This is a genomic window from Nonomuraea ceibae (genome assembly GCF_019396325.1).
In the GTDB taxonomy this organism is placed as follows: Bacteria; Actinomycetota; Actinomycetes; order Streptosporangiales; family Streptosporangiaceae; genus Nonomuraea; species Nonomuraea ceibae.
Genome location: NZ_JAHKRO010000003.1, coordinates 110,859 through 132,595 on the forward strand (window position 1 = coordinate 110,859; position 21,737 = coordinate 132,595).

At 71.6% G+C, this 21,737-nt stretch carries 20 protein-coding genes and 1 tRNA gene; 11 read left to right on the top strand and 10 right to left on the bottom strand.

Annotated elements, in window-relative coordinates; genetic code table 11:
- Positions 1 to 30 precede the first annotated feature (30 nt).
- Positions 31 to 1,116, top strand: coding sequence for a D-alanyl-D-alanine carboxypeptidase family protein (locus KME80_RS03465; RefSeq protein ID WP_308125600.1), 1,086 nt, complete (start codon positions 31 to 33; stop codon positions 1,114 to 1,116).
- On the opposite strand, the gene mscL is transcribed toward KME80_RS03465, so the two are convergent.
- From mscL to KME80_RS03480, 3 genes are read right to left on the bottom strand one after another with little or no spacing between them, the layout of a single operon-like run.
- A complete protein-coding gene (gene mscL / locus KME80_RS03470; RefSeq protein ID WP_219500158.1) occupies positions 1,113 to 1,514 on the bottom strand; it encodes a large conductance mechanosensitive channel protein MscL in 402 nt (133 codons plus the stop codon). The genes KME80_RS03465 and mscL overlap by 4 nt on opposite strands.
- 23 nt (positions 1,515 to 1,537) lie before the next feature.
- A complete protein-coding gene (locus KME80_RS03475) occupies positions 1,538 to 2,101 on the bottom strand; it encodes an SAF domain-containing protein (RefSeq protein ID WP_219500159.1) in 564 nt (187 codons plus the stop codon).
- On the bottom strand, positions 2,098 to 2,904 hold the full coding sequence (locus tag KME80_RS03480; RefSeq protein ID WP_219500161.1) for an S-methyl-5'-thioadenosine phosphorylase: 807 nt from the start codon (positions 2,902 to 2,904) through the stop codon (positions 2,098 to 2,100). Before KME80_RS03480 ends, KME80_RS03475 begins: the two co-directional genes overlap by 4 nt.
- A 110-nt stretch (positions 2,905 to 3,014) precedes the next feature.
- Here KME80_RS03480 and KME80_RS03485 point away from each other — a divergent pair, with 110 nt between their 5' ends.
- A complete protein-coding gene (locus tag KME80_RS03485) occupies positions 3,015 to 4,982 on the top strand; it encodes an MFS transporter (protein ID WP_219500163.1) in 1,968 nt (655 codons plus the stop codon).
- Between the two features lie 4 nt (positions 4,983 to 4,986).
- Here KME80_RS03485 and KME80_RS03490 read toward each other — a convergent pair whose 3' ends face one another.
- The 3 genes from KME80_RS03490 to KME80_RS03500 form a co-directional block, all read right to left on the bottom strand.
- The gene (locus KME80_RS03490; protein WP_219500165.1) at positions 4,987 to 5,277 is read right to left on the bottom strand and encodes an FmdB family zinc ribbon protein; all 291 of its coding nucleotides are present in this window, start codon (positions 5,275 to 5,277) and stop codon (positions 4,987 to 4,989) included.
- 69 nt (positions 5,278 to 5,346) lie between these two features.
- Complete coding sequence (locus KME80_RS03495) at positions 5,347 to 6,852, bottom strand: potassium/proton antiporter (RefSeq protein ID WP_219500167.1); 1,506 nt, start codon at positions 6,850 to 6,852, stop codon at positions 5,347 to 5,349.
- A gap of 24 nt (positions 6,853 to 6,876) precedes the next feature.
- A complete protein-coding gene (locus tag KME80_RS03500; RefSeq protein ID WP_219500169.1) occupies positions 6,877 to 7,446 on the bottom strand; it encodes a 5-formyltetrahydrofolate cyclo-ligase in 570 nt (189 codons plus the stop codon).
- 24 nt (positions 7,447 to 7,470) lie between these two features.
- Here KME80_RS03500 and galU point away from each other — a divergent pair, with 24 nt between their 5' ends.
- The 7 genes from galU to KME80_RS03535 all read left to right on the top strand — a co-directional run bounded on the left by galU (position 7,471) and on the right by KME80_RS03535 (position 12,023).
- Entirely contained in the window at positions 7,471 to 8,373 is a 903-nt protein-coding gene (gene galU, locus KME80_RS03505; protein WP_219500178.1) for a UTP--glucose-1-phosphate uridylyltransferase GalU, read from the top strand.
- Positions 8,360 to 9,544 carry a molybdotransferase-like divisome protein Glp gene (gene glp / locus KME80_RS03510; RefSeq protein WP_219500180.1) on the top strand — a complete coding sequence of 395 codons (1,185 nt, stop codon included), beginning with the start codon at positions 8,360 to 8,362 and terminating at the stop codon, positions 9,542 to 9,544. The genes galU and glp overlap by 14 nt, the downstream gene beginning before the upstream one ends.
- Positions 9,541 to 10,011 carry a cyclic pyranopterin monophosphate synthase MoaC gene (gene moaC, locus KME80_RS03515; RefSeq protein WP_219500182.1) on the top strand — a complete coding sequence of 157 codons (471 nt, stop codon included), beginning with the start codon at positions 9,541 to 9,543 and terminating at the stop codon, positions 10,009 to 10,011. The genes glp and moaC overlap by 4 nt, the downstream gene beginning before the upstream one ends.
- Positions 10,008 to 10,487: a MogA/MoaB family molybdenum cofactor biosynthesis protein gene (locus KME80_RS03520; RefSeq protein WP_219500183.1), complete on the top strand. Its 480-nt coding sequence runs from the start codon at positions 10,008 to 10,010 to the stop codon at positions 10,485 to 10,487. The genes moaC and KME80_RS03520 overlap by 4 nt, the downstream gene beginning before the upstream one ends.
- 40 nt (positions 10,488 to 10,527) lie before the next feature.
- Positions 10,528 to 11,172: a GNAT family N-acetyltransferase gene (locus KME80_RS03525; protein WP_219500184.1), complete on the top strand. Its 645-nt coding sequence runs from the start codon at positions 10,528 to 10,530 to the stop codon at positions 11,170 to 11,172.
- A gap of 124 nt (positions 11,173 to 11,296) precedes the next feature.
- Positions 11,297 to 11,884 (top strand): divisome protein SepX/GlpR, encoded by a 588-nt coding sequence (sepX, locus tag KME80_RS03530; RefSeq protein WP_219500185.1) that lies wholly within the window; start codon positions 11,297 to 11,299, stop codon positions 11,882 to 11,884.
- A 65-nt stretch (positions 11,885 to 11,949) separates the two neighbouring features.
- A tRNA-Ala gene (locus KME80_RS03535) sits at positions 11,950 to 12,023 on the top strand.
- A gap of 1,231 nt (positions 12,024 to 13,254) precedes the next feature.
- Here the strand turns inward: KME80_RS03535 and KME80_RS03540 are convergent.
- Complete coding sequence (locus KME80_RS03540) at positions 13,255 to 13,638, bottom strand: winged helix-turn-helix transcriptional regulator (RefSeq protein ID WP_308125601.1); 384 nt, start codon at positions 13,636 to 13,638, stop codon at positions 13,255 to 13,257.
- Positions 13,639 to 13,768: 130 nt separating this feature from the next.
- Here KME80_RS03540 and KME80_RS03545 point away from each other — a divergent pair, with 130 nt between their 5' ends.
- Positions 13,769 to 14,227, top strand: coding sequence for a nuclear transport factor 2 family protein (locus KME80_RS03545; protein WP_219500187.1), 459 nt, complete (start codon positions 13,769 to 13,771; stop codon positions 14,225 to 14,227).
- Positions 14,228 to 14,784: 557 nt separating this feature from the next.
- Positions 14,785 to 18,084 (top strand): WD40 repeat domain-containing serine/threonine protein kinase, encoded by a 3,300-nt coding sequence (locus KME80_RS03550; RefSeq protein WP_219500188.1) that lies wholly within the window; start codon positions 14,785 to 14,787, stop codon positions 18,082 to 18,084.
- A 64-nt stretch (positions 18,085 to 18,148) separates the two neighbouring features.
- Here the strand turns inward: KME80_RS03550 and KME80_RS03555 are convergent, their stop codons facing one another.
- From KME80_RS03555 to KME80_RS52575, 3 genes are read right to left on the bottom strand one after another with little or no spacing between them, the layout of a single operon-like run.
- Positions 18,149 to 18,922 (bottom strand): alpha/beta fold hydrolase, encoded by a 774-nt coding sequence (locus tag KME80_RS03555; protein WP_219500189.1) that lies wholly within the window; start codon positions 18,920 to 18,922, stop codon positions 18,149 to 18,151.
- Between the two features lie 43 nt (positions 18,923 to 18,965).
- The gene (locus tag KME80_RS03560) at positions 18,966 to 19,610 is read right to left on the bottom strand and encodes a response regulator (RefSeq protein WP_219500190.1); all 645 of its coding nucleotides are present in this window, start codon (positions 19,608 to 19,610) and stop codon (positions 18,966 to 18,968) included.
- Positions 19,588 to 21,675: a sensor histidine kinase gene (locus tag KME80_RS52575; RefSeq protein WP_219500192.1), complete on the bottom strand. Its 2,088-nt coding sequence runs from the start codon at positions 21,673 to 21,675 to the stop codon at positions 19,588 to 19,590. Before KME80_RS52575 ends, KME80_RS03560 begins: the two co-directional genes overlap by 23 nt.
- Positions 21,676 to 21,737: the final 62 nt, after the last annotated feature.

Below are 21,737 nucleotides of genomic sequence, written 5' to 3' on the forward strand. Positions count from 1 at the left end.
GTAACGAGTTTGCAAACGGAGGAGTCGAACGTGCCAGCCCCTCGATCAGCAGGTCTGATCGCGGTCGTCGTGGCGATGACTTCCCTGCTGGGCGCTCCTGCCGAAGCCCGGCAGGCCCAGGACACCCGCCAGGCCCTGGGGACCCGTTCCGACCCCGCCAATCTCACCGAGCTGCGCAAGGAAGCCGAGCGGGCGGCGCAGGAGCTCGAGGAAGCCAACAAGGCGCTGATCAAGCGGCGTACCGAGTTCGAGGCGGCCGAGAAGGAGCTGGAGGGCAAACTGCAGGCCCTCGCGAAGGCCGAGCGGCACCTGGCCCAGATCCGGCAGCCGGTGTCGCAGATGGCCGAGCTGCTCTACATCCAGCCGCTGGCCAGTGACACGATCGTGCCGTTCCTGGCGGGAGACGCCGATGCCGACACCCTGCGGACCATGGCCAACATCAACCACATCGTCATGGTGCGGCAGCAGGCGGTCGACCGGAGCACCGCGCTGATTCAGCAGACGGAGAGGCTGGCCGCCGAGGCGCAGGAGCTGCGCGCGGGGAACCTGCTGGCCGAGGCGCAGATGGCCGCCGAGGTGGATCTGCTCAGGAAGCGGTCGGACAAGGTGGTCAAGTCGCTCACCGCGGCCCTGGTGAAGATGGGCATCAAGATCGACAAGGTGGGCCGGGCGGCGCTGGGGTGCAACCCGCTGCGGGCGGCGACGGCGGGGGAGTATCCGAACGGGCTGATTCCCAAGAGCATGCTCTGCCCGCTCCAGCAGAAGGGGTTCAGCCTGCGGGCCGACGCGACGATCGCGTTCGTCAGCCTGAACGAGGCGTTCAAGCGGCAGTTCGGCAAGCAGATGTGCGTGACCGACGCCTATCGGAGCCTGGCCGAGCAGCAGTCGGTCTATTACCGGCGGCCGGGGTTCGCGGCGGTGCCGGGGCGCAGCAATCACGGGCTCGGGCTGGCTGTAGACCTCTGCGGGGGCGTGGAGCGGTTCCGGTCCCCGGAGTTCAACTGGCTGGAGAAGAACGGCAAGAGGTACGGGTGGTTCCACCCGGACTGGGCCTACAGCAGCCCGTTCGAGCCGTGGCACTGGGAGTACGACCCGAAGATGGACACCCTGCCCTAGGGCGCCGGGGTGAGCTCGGCGGTGCAGTGGGCACAGCGGGTGGCGGCCTTGGGGATCTCCGAGAGGCATTCGGGGCAGGCCCGGTGGGTGATCTCCTCGCGGGCCTCGGCGCGGTCCTTGAAGTGGGTGTAGGGCTTGACGATCAGGAAGTAGATCACGGTGGCCATCACCAGGAACGACACCAGGGCGTTGATGAAGTTGCCGTACATGAAGTTGGACTGGCCGATGGTGATCTTCAGGGACGAGAAGTCGGGCAGGCCGCCGAACGCCGAGATCAGCGGCGTCAGCAGGTCGGCCACGAACGACTGGACGACGGCGTTGAAGGCCGCGCCGATGACCACGGCGATGGCGAGGTCGATGACGTTCCCGCGCATCAGGAACTTCTTGAATCCACTCATGCCAACAGAGAGTAATGGATCGATCACTCTGTGATGGTGATCGACAGGTGCCCTCCTGCCTGGGCGCCGGCCAGGTCGGCGGCCTGGGACCGTGTGGTGGACAGGACCACCAGGGCGCCGTGGTCGCTGGGGGCGTCGGGGATGGTGAGGACCGTCACGTCGTCGGCGACGAGCGCGGCGGGGGCGCCGTCGCGGGCGGCCAGCACGCCGATCGTGGAGCCGGGGGAGATCAGGCGCACGACGTCGGGGTCGGAGATGCGTACGGGCGTGGCGACGGCGCCGGGAGGCAGGCGGAGGGAGTGGAGCAGGCGGACGTCCGTCAGCGGCTCGCCGCGGCGCATCGCGCCGGCCAGGACCCGGCCCACCGCGCCCGAGCGCAGGGCGCCGTCGGGCGGGTGGGGGAGCGGGACCGCGCGCAGGTCGCCGGGGCGCAGCACGCCGGGGGCGAGGTCGCGGGCGGCGACCAGCACCGTGGGGCCCGGAGCGGGCCGCAGGGCGACGAAGGCGGCCAGGACGCCCGCTGCGGCCAGGGCGGCCGCGACGAGGCGGCGGCGGCGCTCGCAGCGCCGCAGCCACAGGCGGATCACGGCAGCTCGAAGGGGAGCTTGATGCCGTCGAGGGCCGCGCCGCAGGGGCAGGAGCGCTCCTCGGGCAAGGACCGGACGGCGTCGGCGACCAGCGAGCGCATGCGGGTGACGTTGCGCGCGAAGAACTCCAGGACCTCGTCGTGCGTGACGCCCTGGCCCGCCTCCACACCGGCGTCGTGGTCGGTCACCAGGGACAGGGACGTGTAACACAGGGCCAGCTCGCGAGCCAGGACGGCCTCGGGGAAGCCGGTCATGCCGACGATGGCCCAGCCGTTGCGCTGGAACCACTGCGACTCGGCCCGGGTGGAGAAGCGCGGCCCCTCGATGACGACCAGGGTGCCGCCGTCGAGCGTCTCCCACTCGCCGGCCCGCGCCGCGGCGACGGCGACCGCGCGGCCGGCGGGGCAGTAGGGGTCGGCGAAGGAGACGTGCACGGCGCCGCCGGTGTCGTAATAGGTCTGGACGCGGCCGGAGGTGCGGTCGACCAGCTGGTCGGGCACGACGATCGCGCCGGGGCCCAGCTCGGCCCGGAGCGAGCCGACGGCGCTGGGGGCGAGGACCTGGCGCACGCCGAGCGAGCGCAGCGCCCACAGGTTGGCCCGGTAGGGGATGCGGTGGGGAGGGAAGCGGTGGTCGCGGCCGTGCCGGGGGACGAACGCGACCTGGCGCGAGCCGATGCGGCCCACGGTGACGGTGTCGCTGGGCGGGCCGTAGGGGGTCGTGACCTCGACCTCCTCCGCGTCGTCGAGCAGGGAGTAGAAGCCGGAACCGCCGATGACGCCGATGTCTGCGCGAGTGAGCATGGCGCCGACATTAGCGGCGCGCCGGGTGGCCGCCGAGACCCCGAACCCCGTTCTGTGGATAACCGGCAGCGGAACGTGTTCGAATCCTCACGATGAGTATGATCGCAGGCATGCGGCAACGTGGCCTGGGGCTCATCATCGTCGCGCTCATGCTCGGCATGCTGCTGGCAGCGCTCGATCAGACGATCGTGTCCACGGCGCTGCCGACGATCGTGAGCGACCTCGGCGGGCTGGAGCACCTGTCGTGGGTGGTGACGGGCTACATGCTGGCCGCCACCGTGTCGACGCCGCTGTGGGGCAAGCTGGGCGACCAGTACGGGCGCAAGAGACTGTTCCTGGCCGCGATCGTGATCTTCCTGGCGGGGTCGGCGCTGTGCGGGCTGAGCCAGAGCATGGGGCAGCTCATCGCGTTCCGGGCGATCCAGGGGCTCGGCGGCGGCGGGCTGATGGTGCTGGCCCAGGCGATCGTCGGTGACGTGGTGTCGGCCCGCGACCGGGGGAAGTACCAGGGGTTCTTCGGGGCGGTGTTCGCGGTGTCGAGCATCGTGGGGCCGCTGCTCGGCGGGCTGTTCGTCGACCATCTGTCGTGGCACTGGGTGTTCTACGTCAACCTGCCGCTCGGCGCGGTCGCGCTGCTGGTGATCGTGGCGGCGCTGCCCGGCGACGCGAGCCGCACCCGCCACACGATCGACTACGCGGGCGTGGCGCTGCTCGGCGGGGCGACCACGTGCCTGGTGCTGATCACGACGTGGGGCGGCAACACCTACGCGTGGACCGAGCCGGTGATCATCGGCCTGGCGGTCGCGGCGGTCGTGCTGGTGGCCGGCTGGATCCGGGCGGAGCGGCGGGCCAGGGAGCCGGTGCTGCCGCTCGGGCTGTTCCGCAACAGGGCGTTCGCGATGTCGTCGGTGGTCGGGTTCGTGGTCGGGTTCGGGATGTTCGGCGCGCTCACGTACCTGCCGCTCTACCTGCAGATCGTGCACGGGGTGACGCCGACGCTGTCGGGGGTGTTCCTGCTGCCGATGATGGCGGGGACGCTGACGCTCTCCATCGTGAGCGGATTCGTCATCTCGAAGACTGGCAAATACCGATATTTCCCGATCGCCGGCACCGCGATCGCCAGCGTCGGCATGTTCCTGCTGTCCACGCTCACCGAGCACAGCGGCACCGCCGTCATGGCCGCCTACCTGCTGATCCTCGGCATCGGGCTGGGCATGACCATGCAGGTCCTGGTGATCGTCGTGCAGAACGCCGTCGACTTCAAGGATCTCGGCGTGGCCACCTCCGGGGCGACCTTCTTCCGTTCGATCGGCGGCTCGTTCGGGGTGGCGACGCTGGGCTCGGTCTTCGCGGCCACGCTGAGCACCGACGTGGCCCAGGTGCTGCGCACGACCACGCTGCCGCCCGGCTTCGACCCGGCGCAGATCCAGCGCGACCCGACCGCGATCCAGCGGCTGCCGTCCGACCTCGCCGCCGACTTCCTGCACGTCTACGCCGACGCGATCGCCGCGGTGTTCCGGGTGGCGGCGCCGATCATGCTGGTGGCGTTCGTGCTGACCTGGTTCATCCCGGAGCACCGGCTCAGGCAGACCACCCGGGCCTCCGACATCGGCGAGGGGCTCGGCGCCACGTCGGCAGAGCGGTCGTCGCTGGCCGAGGTCGAGCGGGGCCTCGTCCGGCTGGCGGACGCCGACCTGCGCAAGGGCTACTACGCGCGGATGGGCGACTTGGCCGGGCTGGAGGGCATGCGGCCCGAAGGCGTGTGGATCATCGCCAGGCTGGGCGGCGAGGGCTGGGTCAAGGCCGTCGACCTGGCCGAGCGCGCCCAGGTCAGCAGGGCGCGCGGCAGACCGTACGTGGACCGGCTCGTCGCCGACGGCTACGTGGAGCGGTCGGCGGACGAGGAGTGGCTGCGGCTCACCGAGCGCGGGCAGGCGGCGGCGCTGCGGCTGCTGCGCAGCTCGCGCGAGGCCCTGGGCCGGCTGGTGGCCGACTGGGGGCCGCACCCGCAACTGGAGGAGCTCCTCGACCGGATCGCCCCGGAGCTGCTGGGCGCAGCGGGCGACAGGCCCCGCTAGCTCGTCAGTTGGACGCGGCGGCCGGAGCGGGCTTCGACTCGGCGGGCTTCGACGACGACTCGGCCGACTTGGACTCCGCGGGCTTCGAGGAAGCCGTGGCCGGAGCGGACGTCGACGACGAGCGGTTGTCGGTCTTGTAGAAGCCGGAGCCCTTGAACACGATGCCCACGGCGGAGAACACCTTGCGCAGGTTGCCCTGGCACGCCGGGCACACGGTCAGCGCATCGTCGGTGAACTTCTGAACGACTTCGAGCTGCTCACCGCAGTCGTTGCAGGCGTACTGGTAGGTCGGCACGCGCTCCTCCTTCAGGGGTTTGGCACTCGAGCGATGCGACTGCTAATGGTAACCGATACGGTCAAACGACTATTCCACTCCCCGCTCCCCGTACCATCCGGCCAGCTTGCCGCGGCGGCTGACGGCGCGCATGCGGGTCTCGGCCTGGTCGCGGCAGGCGGCGGTGGTGACGAGCAGGATCTGGTCGTCGACGCGGACGCGGGTGTTGGCGGCCGGCACGAACGACCTGCCCTCGCGGACGATGAGCGTCACCTGGGCGCCGGCCGGGAGCCGCAGTTCGAAGATCTCCACGCCGTGCAGCTTGGAGCCGGGCGGGACCTTGATCTGGAGCAGGTCGGCGTTGAGCTCCTCCAGCGGCGCCGACTCCACCTCCAGGTCGTGCGCCTCGCCGGGCGCGGCCACCTTGAGCAGCCGGGCCGCGAAAGGCAGCGTCGGCCCCTGGAGCAGCGTGAACACGATGACGATCACGAACACCTGGTTGAAGATGTCCTTGGAGCCGGGGACGTCGGCCGCCCACGGGATCGTCGCTAGCACGATGGGGATCGCGCCGCGCAGCCCGGCCCACGACAGGAACGCCTGCTCGCGCCAGGTGATCGTGGCCAGCCGGCCCACGCGGGCGACGGCCGCGCTGACCATCACCGACAGCGGCCTGGCCACCAGCGCGAGCACGGTGCCGGCGATCAGGCCGGGCACGATGGCCGACGGCATCTCCTTGGGGCTGGCCAGCATGCCGAGCATGACGAACAGCCCGATCTGCGCCAGCCAGGCCGCCGCCTCCGCGAAGCCCCTGGTCGCCGCCCGGTGGGGGAGCCGCGAGTTGCCGAGGATGAGCGCGGTCACGTACACCGCGAGGAATCCCGAGCCGTGCAGCATGACGGCGCCGCCGTAGGAGGCGAGGGAGAGCGCCAGGACGGCGATCGGGTAGAGGCCGGACACCGGCAGGGCGATGCGGCGCAGCGCGTAGGCGCCGGCGGGGCCGACGGCGAGGCCGACGCCGCCGCCGATGAGCAGCTCCAGCGTCGTCTCCAGCAGGAACGAGCCCATGCTGGGGGTCGGCTGGGCGGCGCTGCTCAGCAGCACGACGGCGATCACGGTGGGGGCGTCGTTGAAGCCGGACTCGGCCTCCAGGGTGCCGGACAGCTTGGAGGGCAGCGGCAGCCTGCGCAGCACGGAGAACACGGCCGCGGCGTCGGTGGGGGCGAGCACCGCGCCGAGGATCAGCGCGGTGGTCAGGCCGACGCCGAGCAGCGCCTGCACGGCCGCCGCGACGACGACGATGCTGACCGCGACGCCGATCGTGGCCAGGATGAGCGCCATCGGGACCGCACGGCGTACGTGGTTCCAGTTGGTGGTCAGGCCGCCCTCGGCCAGGATCACCGCGAGCGCGATCAGGCCGATGCGCTGGGCGACCTCCGGGTCGCTGAACGGGATGCCGAACCCCGCGTCGCCCAGCAGCAGGCCGAACCCGAGGAAGAGGAGCAGGCTGGGCAGGCCGCTGCGGTGGGCGACCCGTACGGACACGACTGCGGCGATGACGATGGCAGCGCCGAGAAGGAGCCAGACATCAAGCGTCATCCAGTCCCCTCTGTGCGTGCGTAGTCACTTTAGACTAGTCAGTCCCTCGGGGGTGATCGCAAAGCGGACCCGGCGATCATGCGGCTCGGCGGGCACGTCCTCGCGCAGCTCGCCGTCGTGGAGCAGGGCGACCGTGGGCACGTTCGGCCCGACCCTGCTCAGGGCCCGGTCGTACGATCCCCCGCCGCGCCCGAGACGTACCCCGGTGTGCCGGTCGACGGCCAGCGCCGGGACGATCACCAGCGCGGCCGTGCGGATCGCGCCGGTGCCGCGCCGCGTGTCGACCGGCTCCATCAGCCCGAACCGGCCCGGCGCCAGCGTGTCGGGCCCGTCGTACACCGCCCAGTCGAGGTCGTCGTCCTCGCGCAGGACCGGCAGCATCACGGTCGCGCCGTGCTTCCACAGCGCGAACACCAGCCCGTGCGTCTCCGGCTCGGTGCCGATCGACCAGTAGCAGGCGACGAGCCCGGCCATCTGGACCCACGGCTGGTCAAGGAGGGTTTCGCGGATCTTGATGGAGTTGGCGCGCAATTGGCCGGGAGTGAGGGAGGCACGCGCCGAAATCAGCTCACGGCGCAGGTTGAGCTTGTCCACAGGGTCCTCCACTAGGGTCTACTCATGGCTGACTTCGACCCTGTGACGAAAGCCGTGGTGCCCGCCGCGGGTCTGGGCACCCGGTTCCTTCCGGCGACCAAGGCGACACCCAAGGAGATGTTGCCCATCGTCGACAAGCCCGCCATCCAGTATGTCGTTGAGGAGGCGGCCTCCGCCGGGCTCCTCGACGTGCTGATGGTCACGGGCAAGAACAAACGGTCGATCGAGGACCATTTCGACCGCGCGTTCGAGCTGGAGGAGGTGCTCGAAGCCAAGGGCGACGAGCACCGGTTGTCCCAGGTCCGTGAGCCGGCCTCGCTGGCGACCCTGCACTACGTGCGGCAGGGCGAGCCGAAGGGGCTCGGGCACGCGGTGCTCTGCGCCAAGCAGCACGTCGGCGACCATCCGTTCGCGTGCCTGCTCGGTGACGACCTGATCGACAGGCGTGACCCGCTGCTGCAGCGCATGATCCAGGTGCGCGACACGTTCGGCGGCAGCGTCATCGCGCTGATGGAGGTGCCCAAGGAGCAGGTGTCCCTCTACGGCGTGGCGACGATCGAGGCGACCGACGAGGACGACGTCGTCCGCGTGACCGACCTGGTGGAGAAGCCGCCGGTCGACGAGGCGCCGTCCAATTGGGCGATCATTGGGCGTTATGTCATCGACCCGGCCGTGTTCGAGGTGCTGGAGAACACGCCGCCCGGGCGCGGCAACGAGATCCAGCTCACCGACGCGCTGCGCACGCTGGCCGGGCGCGACTCCAGCGAGGGCGGGCCGGTCCACGGCGTGCTGTTCCGGGGCCGCCGCTACGACACCGGTGACAAGCTCGACTATCTGCGCACCGTGGTGAAGTTCGCCGCGGACCGGCCCGATCTGGCTCCCGAGTTCCTGCCGTGGTTGCGAGAGTTCCTCGATGAAGTCGGTTGATCAGCACCTCGCTGACATCCTGTCCACCGTGCGGCCGCTCGCGCCGCTCGAGGTGGAGCTGGAGAGCGCGCTCGGCACGACACTGGCGGAGGAGATCGTCTCGCCGGTGCCGCTGCCGCCGTTCAACAACTCCGCCATGGACGGCTATGCCGTACGCGCCGTCGACGTCCAGGACGTGCCCGTCACGCTCCCGGTGATCGACGACGTGGCCGCCGGGGCCGGCGAGATGCTCGCCATCGGCCCCGGGCACGCCGCGCGGATCATGACCGGCGGGCCCATGCCCGCCGGGGCCGACGCGGTGGTGCCCGTGGAGTGGACCGACGGCGGCAAGGTCTCCGTCCGCGTCGACCGCGCCGCCTCCGTCGGCAACGCGATCCGGCTGGCCGGCGAGGACGTGGCGGCCGGTGACACGGTGCTCCGGCCGGGCACCGTGATCGGCCCCGCTCAGCTCGGCATCATCGCGGGCGTCGGCCGCCGCCGGGTTCTCGTACGCCCCCGGCCCCGCGTCGTCGTGCTGGCCACCGGGGCCGAGCTGGTCGAGCCGGGGCTGCCGCTCGGCCACGGGCAGATCTGGGACTCCAACAGCTTCACGCTCACCGCCGCCGTGCGCGAGGCGGGCGGCGACGGCTTCCGCGCGCCGACCGTGGGCGACGACCCGGCCGCGTTCCTGGAGCAGCTCGACGCCCAGCTCGTCCGCGCCGACGCCGTGATCACCAGCGGCGGGGTGTCGATGGGCGCGTACGAGCCGGTCAAGGAGGCCCTGGGGCCGCTGGGCACCGTACGGTTCGAGAAGGTCGCCATGCAGCCCGGCATGCCGCAGGGCTTCGGCGTGGTGGGCGACGACCAGGTGCCGGTGTTCGCGTTGCCCGGCAATCCGGTCTCGTCGTTCGTCTCCTTCATGCTCTTCGTACGGCCCGCGCTGCGGCGGATGCGTGGGCTGGAGGCCGGGTTCCCGGAGACGACGGCCGTCCGGCTCGGCGCCGACGTGCGCTCGCCGGAGGGCAAGAGGTCGTTCCTGCGCGGGCGGCTGGCCGGCGACGTCGTCGAGCCGGTGCGCGGGCAGGGCTCCCACCAGCTCGCGGCGCTGGCCTCGGCGGACGCGCTGATCGTGGTGCCCGAAGAAGTCACGGCGCTGACCGCCGGAGAGGAAGTGCGGGTGATCCGGCTTTGAGCGAGTTCACGCATCTGGACGAGACCGGCGCGGCGCGGATGGTGGACGTCTCCGCCAAGGACGTCAGCGTCCGCACCGCCACGGCGACCGGGCGGGTGCTGCTGTCCGGTGAGGTCGTGGAGCTGCTGCGGTCCGGCGAGGTGCCCAAGGGCGACGCGCTGGGCGTGGCCCGCATTGCCGGGATCATGGGCGCGAAGCGGACGCCCGACCTGGTGCCGCTCTGCCATCCGATCGCGCTGCACGGGGTGAAGGTCAGCCTCGACGTGGAGGACTGGGGCGTGGCGATCACCTGCCGGGTGAAGACGGCCGACCGCACCGGCGTCGAGATGGAGGCGCTGACCGCCGTCACCGTGGCGGGGCTGGCGCTGGTGGACATGGTGAAGGCCGTCGATCCGGCCGCCGTGATCAGTGACGTGCGGGTGGAGGAGAAGACCGGGGGCAAGACCGGGATCTGGAGGCGGGGATGATCCGGGCACTGGTGGTGACGGTCTCGAACCGCGCCTTCACCGGCGTTTACGCCGATAAATCAGGACCTGTCCTGGTTTCCCTGCTCCAGGACGCCGGGTGCACCGTCGACGGCCCCACCGTGGTGCCCGACGGCGACGCCGTCGAGACCGCCCTGCGCGAAGGCGTCGCCTCCGGCTACGACGTGATCGTGACCACCGGCGGCACCGGCCTCACCCCGACCGACCTGACGCCCGAGATGACCGCCCGGGTGATCACCCGCGAGATCCCCGGCATCGCCGAGACCATCCGCCAGGCCAACCGCGACCAGGTTCCCACCGCCGTCCTGTCCCGCGGCCTCGCCGGGCAGGCCGGCAACACGCTGATCGTCAACCTGCCCGGCTCGACCGGCGGTGTACGCGACGGGGTGGCCGTCCTCGCGCCCATCCTGCGCCACGCCGTCGACCAGATCCGCGGCGGCGACCACCCCGGTTCCTGACCCGTGGCGGCATCGCGCCGGTTGGGGGGATGATGGTGTGGTGGATCGACTACGCGGCTGGCCTGCGGCGCTGAGCGAAGGTCCGGTCGGCCTCCGGCCGCTCCGGCTGGCGGACGTGCGCGTATGGCGCGACACCCGGGTGCGCAACGCCGACTGGCTCCGCCCCTGGGAACCCAGCAACCCGGAGACCCCGCTGTTCAAGACCGGGCTCAGCCCGTACGTCTCCATGGTCGGCACCCTGCGCCGCGAAGCCCGCCAGGGGCTCGCCCTGCCGTGGGTCGTCACGTACGGCGGCCGGTTCGCCGGCCAGCTCACCATCGGCGCCATCGTCTGGGGCTCGGCCCGCTCCGCCCAGGTCGGCTACTGGATCGACGGCGCGCTCGCCGGCCGCGGCATCACCCCGACCGCCCTCGCCCTGGCCGTCGACCACTGCTTCTTCACCACCGGACTGCATCGGCTCGAAGCAAACATCCGCCCCGAGAACCAGGCAAGCCGTAGGGTGGTTGAGAAGCTCGGCTTCAGGGAAGAAGGCATACGGCGTCGCCAACTCCACATCGACGGAGCCTGGCGCGACCACATCTGCTACGCGCTGACCGTCGAGGACGTCCCCGGCGGCCTGCTGGTGCAGTGGCGTCGCGCGCGTGAGTCAGCGGCTCACGGTGGTTCTCCGGTTGAAGAGGTTTGACGATCTCGCGACACACCGCACCGAATGCTCGTCAATCAGTGACACGCGGTCTTACGGTGCGTGACGTGAGCACTTTGAAGACGCCGATGACCCACAGGCGTCTTCATGCTGCCCGGAGGTGGCCGTGAGCGGTGCCCTCCTCTACCTTGCCATCGTCATCATGTGGCTGTGCGTCCTGGTCCCCATGTGGCTGCGCCGGGACAAGACGAACCTCGCCGAACTGGCCGAACTCGAGGAACACTACACCGGCGAACACCAGCTCCCCGACCTGACCCGCTCGCCCCAGGACTCGGGCACGGGCCTGGAGGACGACGCGCCGCCGGCCGACTACGTCGACCCCCGCCAGTTCCGCGCCCGCCGCCGCGCGATCATCGTAGCGCGGCGCAGACGGTTGCTGTTCTTCACGCTGCTGCTGGTGGCGGCCTCCATCGCGACGGCCGCCTTCCAGCTCATCCCGTGGTGGGCCGTGGCCCCCTCGGGCGTGATCATGATCGGCTACCTGGCGTTCCTGCGGATGGCCGTACAGGTCGACCGCGAACGCCGCCAGCGCGCCGCCCGAGCCCGCGAACGCGCCCGCCGCATCCGCGAACGCCGCGCCGCCGAGCTCGCCGCCCAGCAGGCGGAGGCGGAGATCATCGAGTTCGAGGCCCGGCAGGCGGACGTCCTCTTCGACCAGTACGCCGAACCGCCCCGGCGCGCGGTGGGCGACTGACGGGGTGCGCGACCGAAAGGGTGGCGCGAGGACCCTCTGGAGTTTGCTAATCTGGTCGAGTCCTTGGGGATGTAGCGCAGTCCGGTAGCGCACTTCGTTCGCATCGAAGGGGTCAGGGGTTCGAATCCCCTCATCTCCACCCAGGTCGAAGGCCGCTTCCGAGTGATCGGGAGCGGCCTTTGCGTTACTAGGCGAGTAACTGAGTGACTGTCCGGTTGAATGCGAAGATGATCAATCGGCTGGTGGCGGCGACCGTGAGTGCGGCGCGCCGAGGCCATCGGGGTGCAAGGTGATGGTGGTCTGAGCACAGATGTGTGCTGGGTCGCCCTTGCCTCTGGGGGCGGAAGGGGTTCGTCGGCGGGCAGGGGGACGGTCGGCTTGGCAGTGCCGTGGGCGGCGCGCTGGCGGCTGTTGGTCAGGTCCACCGCGGTGGGTGGCGCGGCCGGGCTGCGGTGGAGGCGGTTGAGGCGGGGGCAGGTCACCGAGGGGGAGGTGCCGGCGGCCGGGTATTGCAGCCGGATCCGTCTCTGGGTGCCGGCGCCTTGCTTGAGCTTGAGCCAGTAGGGCTCGCGGGCGGCGATCAGTTGGGTGAGCTGCTCGGGTGGCCTGCGGATGATCTGATCGTCCAGACCGGTGGTGGCCTGGGCCAGCCGTTCGGGCATGAGGGGGGGGCAGGCCAGGTTGCCGTCGATGAGCAGGGCGTTCGTGGACGCTGCCTTGGACGCCGGCTGATCCTGTTTGTAGTCCAGGACGAGTTGGTAACCCAAGGCGCGGGCGGGCCGGGGGAAATGATCGGCCCGCCTGGTCGCTATAGGCGCGGTCGACGGCGAGGATGCCGGTGGGCAGGTCGAGCGGGAGGAAGCCCTGCAGAGTGGCGATCGCGTTCGCACCGATGCGCTTGTACGGAGTGTCGATGACCAGGCAGAGCGCGAGGATGAAAAGCGTTCACGGGGTGAGCCGGGAAGCGGTCTTCCCAGCCCTTACTCCACCCCTGGGTCCGTGCCTTTCGTGAACACCCCACCAGGAAGATGCAGGTGACCGCCGTCCGGGCCATCTGACCAGCGCGGACGCTCTACTTTGCGTCTGGTGACAGACCCGAGCCCCGGGCCTTCAAAATCGGCCCCTCCGCTGCCTACGAGGCGCTGACCCAGCGCTGAGCAGCGGCTCTGCTGTCCCGCGGCCCGTTTCTGCCAGCGTGGTACTCGTTCATAATCCACTCAATGTGGGTTTCGGGCTTATGTGGTTCTGACCGCCAGAATTCCAGAGTTCGCGAATACCGCAGGGCAACCTGATTGCCCTGCGAACCCCTAGCTCAGCAACAGTGTTCGCCGTTTGGCACCGCACAGGCATTGGTGTGCTCCGGCAGTTGCCTACCGTGGCCGAGGGGCTGTGGTGGTCGAGCCCCACTCCCACAGCGCCTGCAGGACCGGTGCGAGGGCGCGGCCGCGTTCGGTGAGGGCGTAGCCCACTCTTGGCGGCCAGCCCGGCTTGCGGTGGCGGTTGAGGGCGCCGGCCTCGACCAGTTGGGTCAGCCGGTCGGTGAGGACCTTGTCGGAGAGTGTGGGCAGGGCCTGTGCGAGCTGGCTGAAGCTGCGCGGACCGTGCAGCAGTTCGAGGATGACCAGGGCGGTCCACCGTCCGCGCAACGTGGCGAGGGTGATCTCTACCGGGCACGACGGGTCGGGCTCGACCACCGGGCCCGGGCAGCTGTGCAGGAACTCGGTCGCTGTGTAGCTGACCGTTTGGTGAGCCACGTAGGGCCTCCTTAGTGTTGCCGTCACATCCCAGCATGCAGGGCCGGGAGCCGGCCCCGGACATCGGTGCGGCATGTCCGGTCAACCGGCCAGGCGACCATTCAGGCGGAGGAGCGACGTGGTGCAATCCATGGAGAAGATAGCGATCGCGGAGTTGGTGACTCGGCTCTTTCATGCGCTGGACGCGCATGATTGGGAAACGATCGGCGCACTGGCAACGGAATTCGTTGATCTTGATTACCCGTCGAAACAGGGTGGTCCGGAACGGGTGTCTGCAGGCGATTTCGTATCGGGCCTGCAGAGTTTCCTTCCTGGCTTCGATGCTACGCAACACCTGCTGGGTCCGATCGTGGTCGACCTGGGTGAGGAACCCGAGGCGACGGCGCGCTTTGACGCCCGTGTCACGCACCTGATCACCGAGGCCGCCGATGCCCCTATCTGGGTGATCGGCTGCCACTACACGCTCGGCCTCGAACGGCGAGACGGTGAGTGGAAACTGTGCTCTTCCCGTGTCCGGGTGCTGTACGAGGAGGGCAACCGCGACCTGGAAGCCGCAGCGCGTCAACGGGCGCAGCCATCGTCCCAATAGTTGCTCGCCCCTGAGGAAGTCGCCGGGGTAAGTGCTTCCGAGCTCGGCAATTACAGCGCTGTGAGGCCTGGCGGGTTGAGAATGACGTTGCTGTCATTTTCGTCGGAGGTGGTGGCCGGTGCTGCGGTCTCGGGACGACAGGCCGCGTAGGTGGCGGCCTTTCTGACGCTGCCGGCGGTTCCGAATCCGGATCTTGTACATCAACTGCGTAGGTGTCTTCGGGCGGAGGCTCGCGGTGGTCGTGGGCTTGCCGCCGGGTGCGTCCTTCGAGAGCTTCGCTTCGTCCGGCTTCGGCGCTGTGCACACCTTGGAGCCGCAGACAGGTGCTGTCAGCAGGCCAGCGCTTTCCGGACCTCATCCAGGTGCGTGACGGAGGCTGCACCGGGCAGCGGGCCGCGTACGTGCTCAGGTGTCAGCCGGATGCCCGGTGAACGCCGGCCAGTGCCGTGGCTGCCGGCAGCGGGCGAACCGCGTCGCGCGTAGCCCTCTGCCTGCAGCGATGCGTACGTGGGTGTTTTGGGCGGAACTTCGTCGGTGATGATCGCATCAAACCAGGCGTGTTGATCGAAGGAGACCCACAGCGGCTCGGTCGTTACTGGCTGGCCGGGCGGCTCGGCGCCGGCGGCCAGGGAGTGGTGTATGAGGCATATGCCGAGGACGGCCGCCGGGTGGCGATCAAGGTGCTTCACGGCGATCAGGTGGCCCAGCTCGGCCGGGAAGCGGCGGCCGCCCAGCGGGTGGCCTCGTTCTGCACCGCGCCGATCATCGAGGCCAAGCTGGAGGGCCCGCGTCCCTACATCGTCAGCGAGTACGTGGAGGGCCCGAGCCTGCGTACGGCGGGCAGGATCTTCGCGGGTGACGACCTGCACCGCCTGGCCACCGCCATCGCGACGGCGCTGACCGCCATCCACGACGCCGGGGTGATCCACCGCGACCTGAAGCCCGACAACGTGCTGCTGGGCCCGGACGGCCCTCGCGTGATCGACTTCGGCATCGCCAGGACCGCCGAGATGTCGCTCACCGCGACCGGCGTGGTGAGCGGCACGCCCACCTACATGGCCCCTGAGGTGTTCATCGGCCAGCGAGCGGACGCCTCGGCGGACGTGTTCGCCTGGGGGGCCGTCATCGTCTTCGCCGCCACCGGCCGTGATCCGTTCCACGCCGAGAACCTGGGAAGCGTCATGCACCAGGTGTTGTCGGCCACCCCCGACCTGTCCGCGCTGCCCGGCACGCTGCGCCGGTTGGTCTCCTCGGCACTGGCCAAGGAGCCGGCCCAGCGGCCGACCGCCCGCGAGCTGCTGCTGGCGCTGGTCAGCGGCGACGGCGACCTCGACACCGCCCGCCTGCTCGCCCAGGGCGGCCACCGGGCCGCCGGGATCGGCGCGCAGGGGCACGATCCCGCACTCGGCACGCTGGCCGAGCAGGCGTACGCGATGCTCGATCCGGCCGAGCGCGAGCTGGTCCCCGAAGTGTTACTGCGGCTGGTGACGGTGGACGAGGTGGGCGAGCTGTCGACCCGGCACGCCGAGCTGGCCGAGCTCCTCGAGGGGCGGGCGTCGCACGAGGTGGCCGCCGTGCGCAGGATCCTCGCCGTGTTCGGCTACTTCCTGGCCAGGCAGGACGGCGGCGTACGGCTGGCCAGGCCGGCCCTGCCCCAGGCCTGGCCGCGGTACCGCCGGTGGATCGAGACCAACCGCGACGGCCTGGCCGTACACCGGCAGATCCTCACCGCGGCGCGACGATGGCAGGCGGCGGGACGCCGGGACGGCGACCTGTTCCAAGGCAGCAGCCTGGACAGCGCGTTGGAGTGGGCGGCCACCGCCCGCCGCGACATCACCCTGTCGCCCACCGAACGTGACTTCCTGTCCGCGGCGGCCACCCTGACCAGGCACAGGGCCAGGCGGGCCCGGCTGACCTCGCTGAGCCTGGGCGGGCTGCTGGTGATCGCGCTGGTGGCCGGCGGGCTGGCCGTACAGCAGGGCGCGGTGGCCGACGACCGGGCTGAGCAGATTGCCGGGCAGCTGACCAGGTCGGAGGCGGCCAGGCTCGCGGGGGTGGCGACCACGACCCGCGGGAGCGACCCTCACCAGGCGATGCTGGCGAGCCTGGCGGCCTGGCGGCTGGACCGCACGCCGGCCACCAGGGCGGCCCTGGTGGCCTCGCTGGCGCAGCGCGAGACGGCGATGTTCCGCGACCCGTCGACCGCGGGCGACACGGTACGCGCGCTCGGCGCCGACGGCCGGACGCTGATCAGCGCCGATTCCACCGCGACGCGCGTGTGGGACGTGCGCAACGGCCGGCTCCTGCGGACACGCGCCGCCCGGCGGGCCGAGCCGATGGACAGCGTGACGCTGAGCCCGTCGGGCAAGGTGCTGGTGACCGTGACGGCCAGGCGCGCGTCCGCGGTGGACCTCGCCAGCGGCAGGAAGATCAGCGACCACGTCTTCCCCGCTGCCAAGGATTTCACGAACGAGTGGGTCGACGTGGCGTTCGAGCGGGACGATTCCGTCCTGCTCGAGGAGGCTGACCGGCGTACCCGCTGGGACCTGCGAACCGGCGCCGCCAAGGCGCTCGGGCCCGCCGCCGCGGGCACATTCAGCCGGGACGGGGCCTGGCGGGCCGCACGGCGCGGTCGCCTGCTGGAGCTGACCAACCTGCGGACCGGGGCGAAGGACTTCATCGGCGACAAGGACGGCGCCGGCACCCAGGGCACCTGGAACGGTGGCGCGGCCGTGTTCGGCGCCGGCCTCGTCGCGACGGTGGCATCGCGGTCCATCCAGTTCTGGCGCAGGTCGGACACGCAACTGCTCACCACGGTCCAGGTACGGGGAGGAGTCGACGAGGCGGTTCAGGGGGCCTTCGACGGAAGTACGTTCCGCTATCTGGTGGGTGACCAGGTTTTCTCGGTGGACGTGGCCGACCTGACCACCGAGGACGACGATCGCCTGGTGAGCGCGGCGGCGCTGAGCGGCGACGGGCGGCTCGTGGTCCGCGACGGCGAGCTGTCGACCGTCGGCGGGAGGAAGGCCGGCGCGCTGCCGGAGGCGGAGTACGCGGTATTCAGCCCGGACGCCCGTTTCGTCGCCATGTTCGGGCCCGGGGTGCGGATCGTGGACACCGCCTCGGCCGCCGTCCAGGGCACGCTGCGTACGTCCGCCGCGCAGGTGGCCTTCTCTCCCGACGGCGCCAGGCTGGTTGTGGTCACCGAGAAGGGCGGGGTCGAGCTGTGGGACCGGCAGACCGGGCGGCGCATGTGGTCGGCCGCGGCGGGCGCGGCGAAGTACGCGGCCTTCTCCTCCAACGGGCGGACGCTGGTGGTGGCGGGCGACCGCGTTCACCTGCTGGAGACGGCCGCAGGCAAGGCGCTGGGGCCGGCGTTCGGCGGCGGTGGCAGGAACGCCGAGGGGGTGCGCGCGTATTTCACCCGCTCCGGCAAGGCGGTCGTGGTGCTCGACGCGCGGCGACGGATGACGGTCTGGGACGTGGCCACGCGCCGCAGGCTCGCCACCGCGCGCGGGTTCGGCGACCCCGCCGCCTACTCGCCGCGCGAGGACCTGCTCGCCAGCCTTCAGGTGGGGGGAAGGGTGCGGCTGGTCGACGTGATGTCGGGCACGGACCTGGGCGCGCTGCTCGACCAGGGCGGCGGGCAGGACCCGGAGATCGGGGCGCCGCTCGACGTGGCGTTCACCGGCGACGGGTCGGCGGTGCTGACCGTGAACGGCAACGGCGCGGTCAGGCGGCACGCCGTGGGCGGGGAGGCGTTGGCTGCGGCGGTGTGCGCGAAGGCGGGCGGGCTGAGCGCGGCGCAGTGGCGGGTGATCGTGCCCGCGCTGCCGTACAGAAAGGCGTGTCCCTAGCCGGCGACCCCGACGAAGACGCGCGTGCGCGATGCTCGCCTTGGACGTCGGGGGTCGTACCTGGTCAGGGTGATCGGAGGAACGTCAGCGCATCGGCTGCGAAACGCGGGTCGGTGAACGTCGCGCCGTGGCTTCGGCCCGGGTAGACGATCAGCTTGGCGCCGGGGATGCCGGCCGCGGTCTGGCGGGCCAGGTCGAGGGGGTAGGCCAGGTCTTTCTGGCCCTGGATCAGCAAGGTGCGGGCGGTGATCTCCGGTAGCCGGGCGCGCAGGTCGAAGCCGATTTCGGCGTTGAGCATGGTGGCGCCGTCGGTGTGGTCCCCGCGGCCGTCGGCCAGCCAGGCCAGCGCGGCGACGAGAGTCCGGCCGATCGGCGACTCCGTCACCAGGTCGGCCAGAGGGGGGCTCGGCCGCCGGCCGCGCCTGGCGCGCTCGACGTAGGCGCGGTTGGCGCGCTCGCAGATCGGGCCCGGTGCGGCGGCCGTACCGCCCAGGACCAGGCGCGCGACCAGGCCGGGGTGGTCGGCGGCCAGTTGCAGGGCCAGGGAGCCGCCCGTCGACAGGCCCAGCACGTGCACCGGTCCGGTGAACGCGGCCTCGATCCCCTCGGCGTAGTGGGCGGCCAGTTCGGCCATGGTGGTGTCCGGAGGCAGGCCGGGACGGCGGGTGAGGGCGTGGACGGTGAAGTGCTCGGTGAAGGGCTTGACCAGCCGCATCAGGTAGCGACGGCCCCAGCCGGCCGGCACTGCGGCCTGCGGGGTGAAGAGGAGGACGATCAGCGGCGGTCCTGTCCCGAGGGAGAGGCAGGGCAGTCCGCCCAGGGAGTGCGCAACTTCCATAATGGGATTACTGTAATAGTCTGATTATCAGAATGGCAAGATGCTAGCCGTTCGCGCCCAGGCCCGACTCCCGGGCGCGGACGATGGCCTGCGAACGGTCGGCGACCTGGAGCTTGGTGAAGATGGCCGAGACGTGGTTGCGTACCGTCTTCTGACTCAGCCCGAGCCGGGCGGCGATCTGCGGATTGGTCAGGTGCCTGGCGACCAGGTCGAGGATCTCGCTCTCGCGCTGCGTCAGGCCGGGCAGCGCCGCCCCGGACCGTTCGCCGCCGCCGCTGAAGTAGTCGGCCAGGCGATGGCCGAGCGCGGGGCCGAAGACGGCGCCGCCCTCGGCCACCACCTGCACCGCACGGACGATCTCCGCCTTGCGCGCCCCCTTGAGGACGTAGCCGCGGGCCCCGGCCCGCACGGCCGCGAACACCGAGTCGTCGTCGTCGGACATGCTGAGCACCACCACCCTGATGTGCGGATGGTCGCGGACCAGCAGCTCGGTCGCCGCGATCCCGCCCATGCCCGGCATCTCCAGGTCCATCAGCACCACGTCCGGCTGCGCCCGGCCCGCCAGCGCGAGCGCCTGCTCCCCGCTGCCCGCCTCGTCGGCGACCTCGATCCCGTCGGCTCCCGACAGCAGCGCGCGCAGCCCCGCGCGGAACCCCGGATGGTCGTCAACCACCAAGATCCTGATCATCGCCGTTCCCCCTCCCACCCGCGGGCAGCTCGACCCGGACGCGGGTGCCGCCGCCGGGACGCTCCTCGACGGTGCAGGATCCTCCCAGCTCCAGGGCACGTTCGCGCATCGACGCCAGCCCGACCCCCAAGCCCGCCGCGGCGGACTCCCGCCGCCCGATCCCGCGGCCGTCGTCGCAGATCTCCAGGTTCAGCCTCCCGCCGGCGAGCTCGATCCGCAGGCGGGCGTACGTGGCTCCCGCGTGCCTGCGCGTATTGGCCAGAGCCTCGCTCGCGATCCGGTACGCGGCGACCTCGGTGGCGGCGGGCAGCACGGGCACGTCGTCCGGGGCGTGCACCTCCACGCGCAGCCCTGAGGGCTGGCGGGCGGCGTGGGCGCGCAACGCCCCGGCCAGGCCCAGCGAGTCCAGCGCCGGCGGGCGAAGCCCTTCCACCAGGGTACGCACGTCGGCCAGCGCGGCCTCGGCGTCGCCGACGATGTCGGCCAGCAGTTCCCGTACGCGCTCGTCGGCCGCCAGGTCGTGGGCGGCCTCGGCCCGCATGGTCAGCGCGGCCAGGGTCGGCCCGAGGCCGTCGTGCAGGTCGCGCCGCAGCCGGCGCCGCTCCTCCTCGCGGGCCATGACGAGCCGCTCCCGCGACCGCCGCAGGTCGGCGGAGAGCCGTGCGGCGTGCACGGCCACGGCCACCTGCCGGGCCAGGTCCGCCAGGACGCGCAGGTCACGGGGGCCGAACCCGGTCTCCCCCGGCCGGGGGCGCAGGATCAGGCCGCCGACCTGCCGGCCGTTGTGCGTCAGCGGCAGCCGGGTCAGGCCCGCGTCGCCCGTCGCGGCCGGGCCCGGCGCGGTGTAGGCGTGGCGCTCGCCCCCGGCGGTCTCCACCGCCGCGTAAGGCAGGCGCAGCGCCTCGGCGATCGACCGGGCGATCCCGGACAGCCCGGCGTCGGGGCCGGCGGCGTTCTCCAGCCTGCGGCCCAGCCGGGTGAGCGCGGCGTACGGGTCGTCGGCCTCGCCGTAGGTCAGCAGGTTGACCCAGCCCTGCAGTCGCTGGCGCAGCGGGGCGAAGGCCAGCGCGACCAGCCCGGCGGCCCCTACGGAGATCGGCAGGTCCTGGGCGGGGAAGAGCGCCCCCAGATAGCCGACCACGAGGACGTACCCGCCGGTCACGCAGCCCGACAGCAGCACGTAGACCAGCGTCCGGTTGATCACCAGGTCGATGTCGAAGAGCCGGTGACGCAGGATCGCCACGCCGATGGTGACCGGGACGAGGGCGGCGCCCAGGGCGGCGATCAGCTCCCACACGGGGTCGTGGGCGGGCCACACGGAGCCGGGGACGTCGTCGGTGAGCCCCGCCACCAGCCTGGCCCCGATCACCAGGGCCTCGATCCCGGCCCCGTAGAGCAGCCAGGCGACCTGGCGGCGTTCGGGGCCGTCGCTGCGCAGCAGCCGCCTGCCCAGCCCGGCGGCGCCGACGGCGAACACCGCCACCAGCACGCCGTCCAGCACCGGCTCCAGCACCGGCGCGACGGGGGCCAGGGCGGGCACGCCGAGCGGGTTGGGCACCCCGGCGCCGGCGCCCACCTGGGTGTCCGGCCCGGGGCGCAGCGCGCTCAGCACGGCGACGACCGCCGCGACGGCCACCGCCGCGGCCGGCCACGGGCGTAAGGAGGCGGAGGGCAGCCGCCCGCCGGGGAAGAACAGCGGGACCAGGGCCGCCGCCGTGTTGGCCGGCACCCACAGCCAGGTCTGCGGCCAGGCCAGCGGCGCGGCCAGCGGCAGCCCCGGATGGGTGATCAGCCCGAGGATCGCGTACTGGCCGGTGGCCTCGTACAGCGCGAAGCAGAACGAGGACAGCGCGAGCAGCCGGCCCACCATGTGCCCGGGCCGCCGGGCGCAGATCAGGCCGCCCACCAGGGCGCAGGCCGTCACGAACAGCAGGTGGAGCACCGGCGCCGGCGCGCTGCCGTTGGCGCCCGCCAGGGCGGCGGCCGTCGCGGCCAGGGCCAGGGTCAGCCCGCACCACCACCACGCGGCCCGGCCCGTCGCCGGCTTCACCTCGGTCGCCGTCACGATCCCTCCGATCAGGAGCCAAGGTAGCCGTTCACGAGCCCGGCGGGGAGGGACGCCGTCCT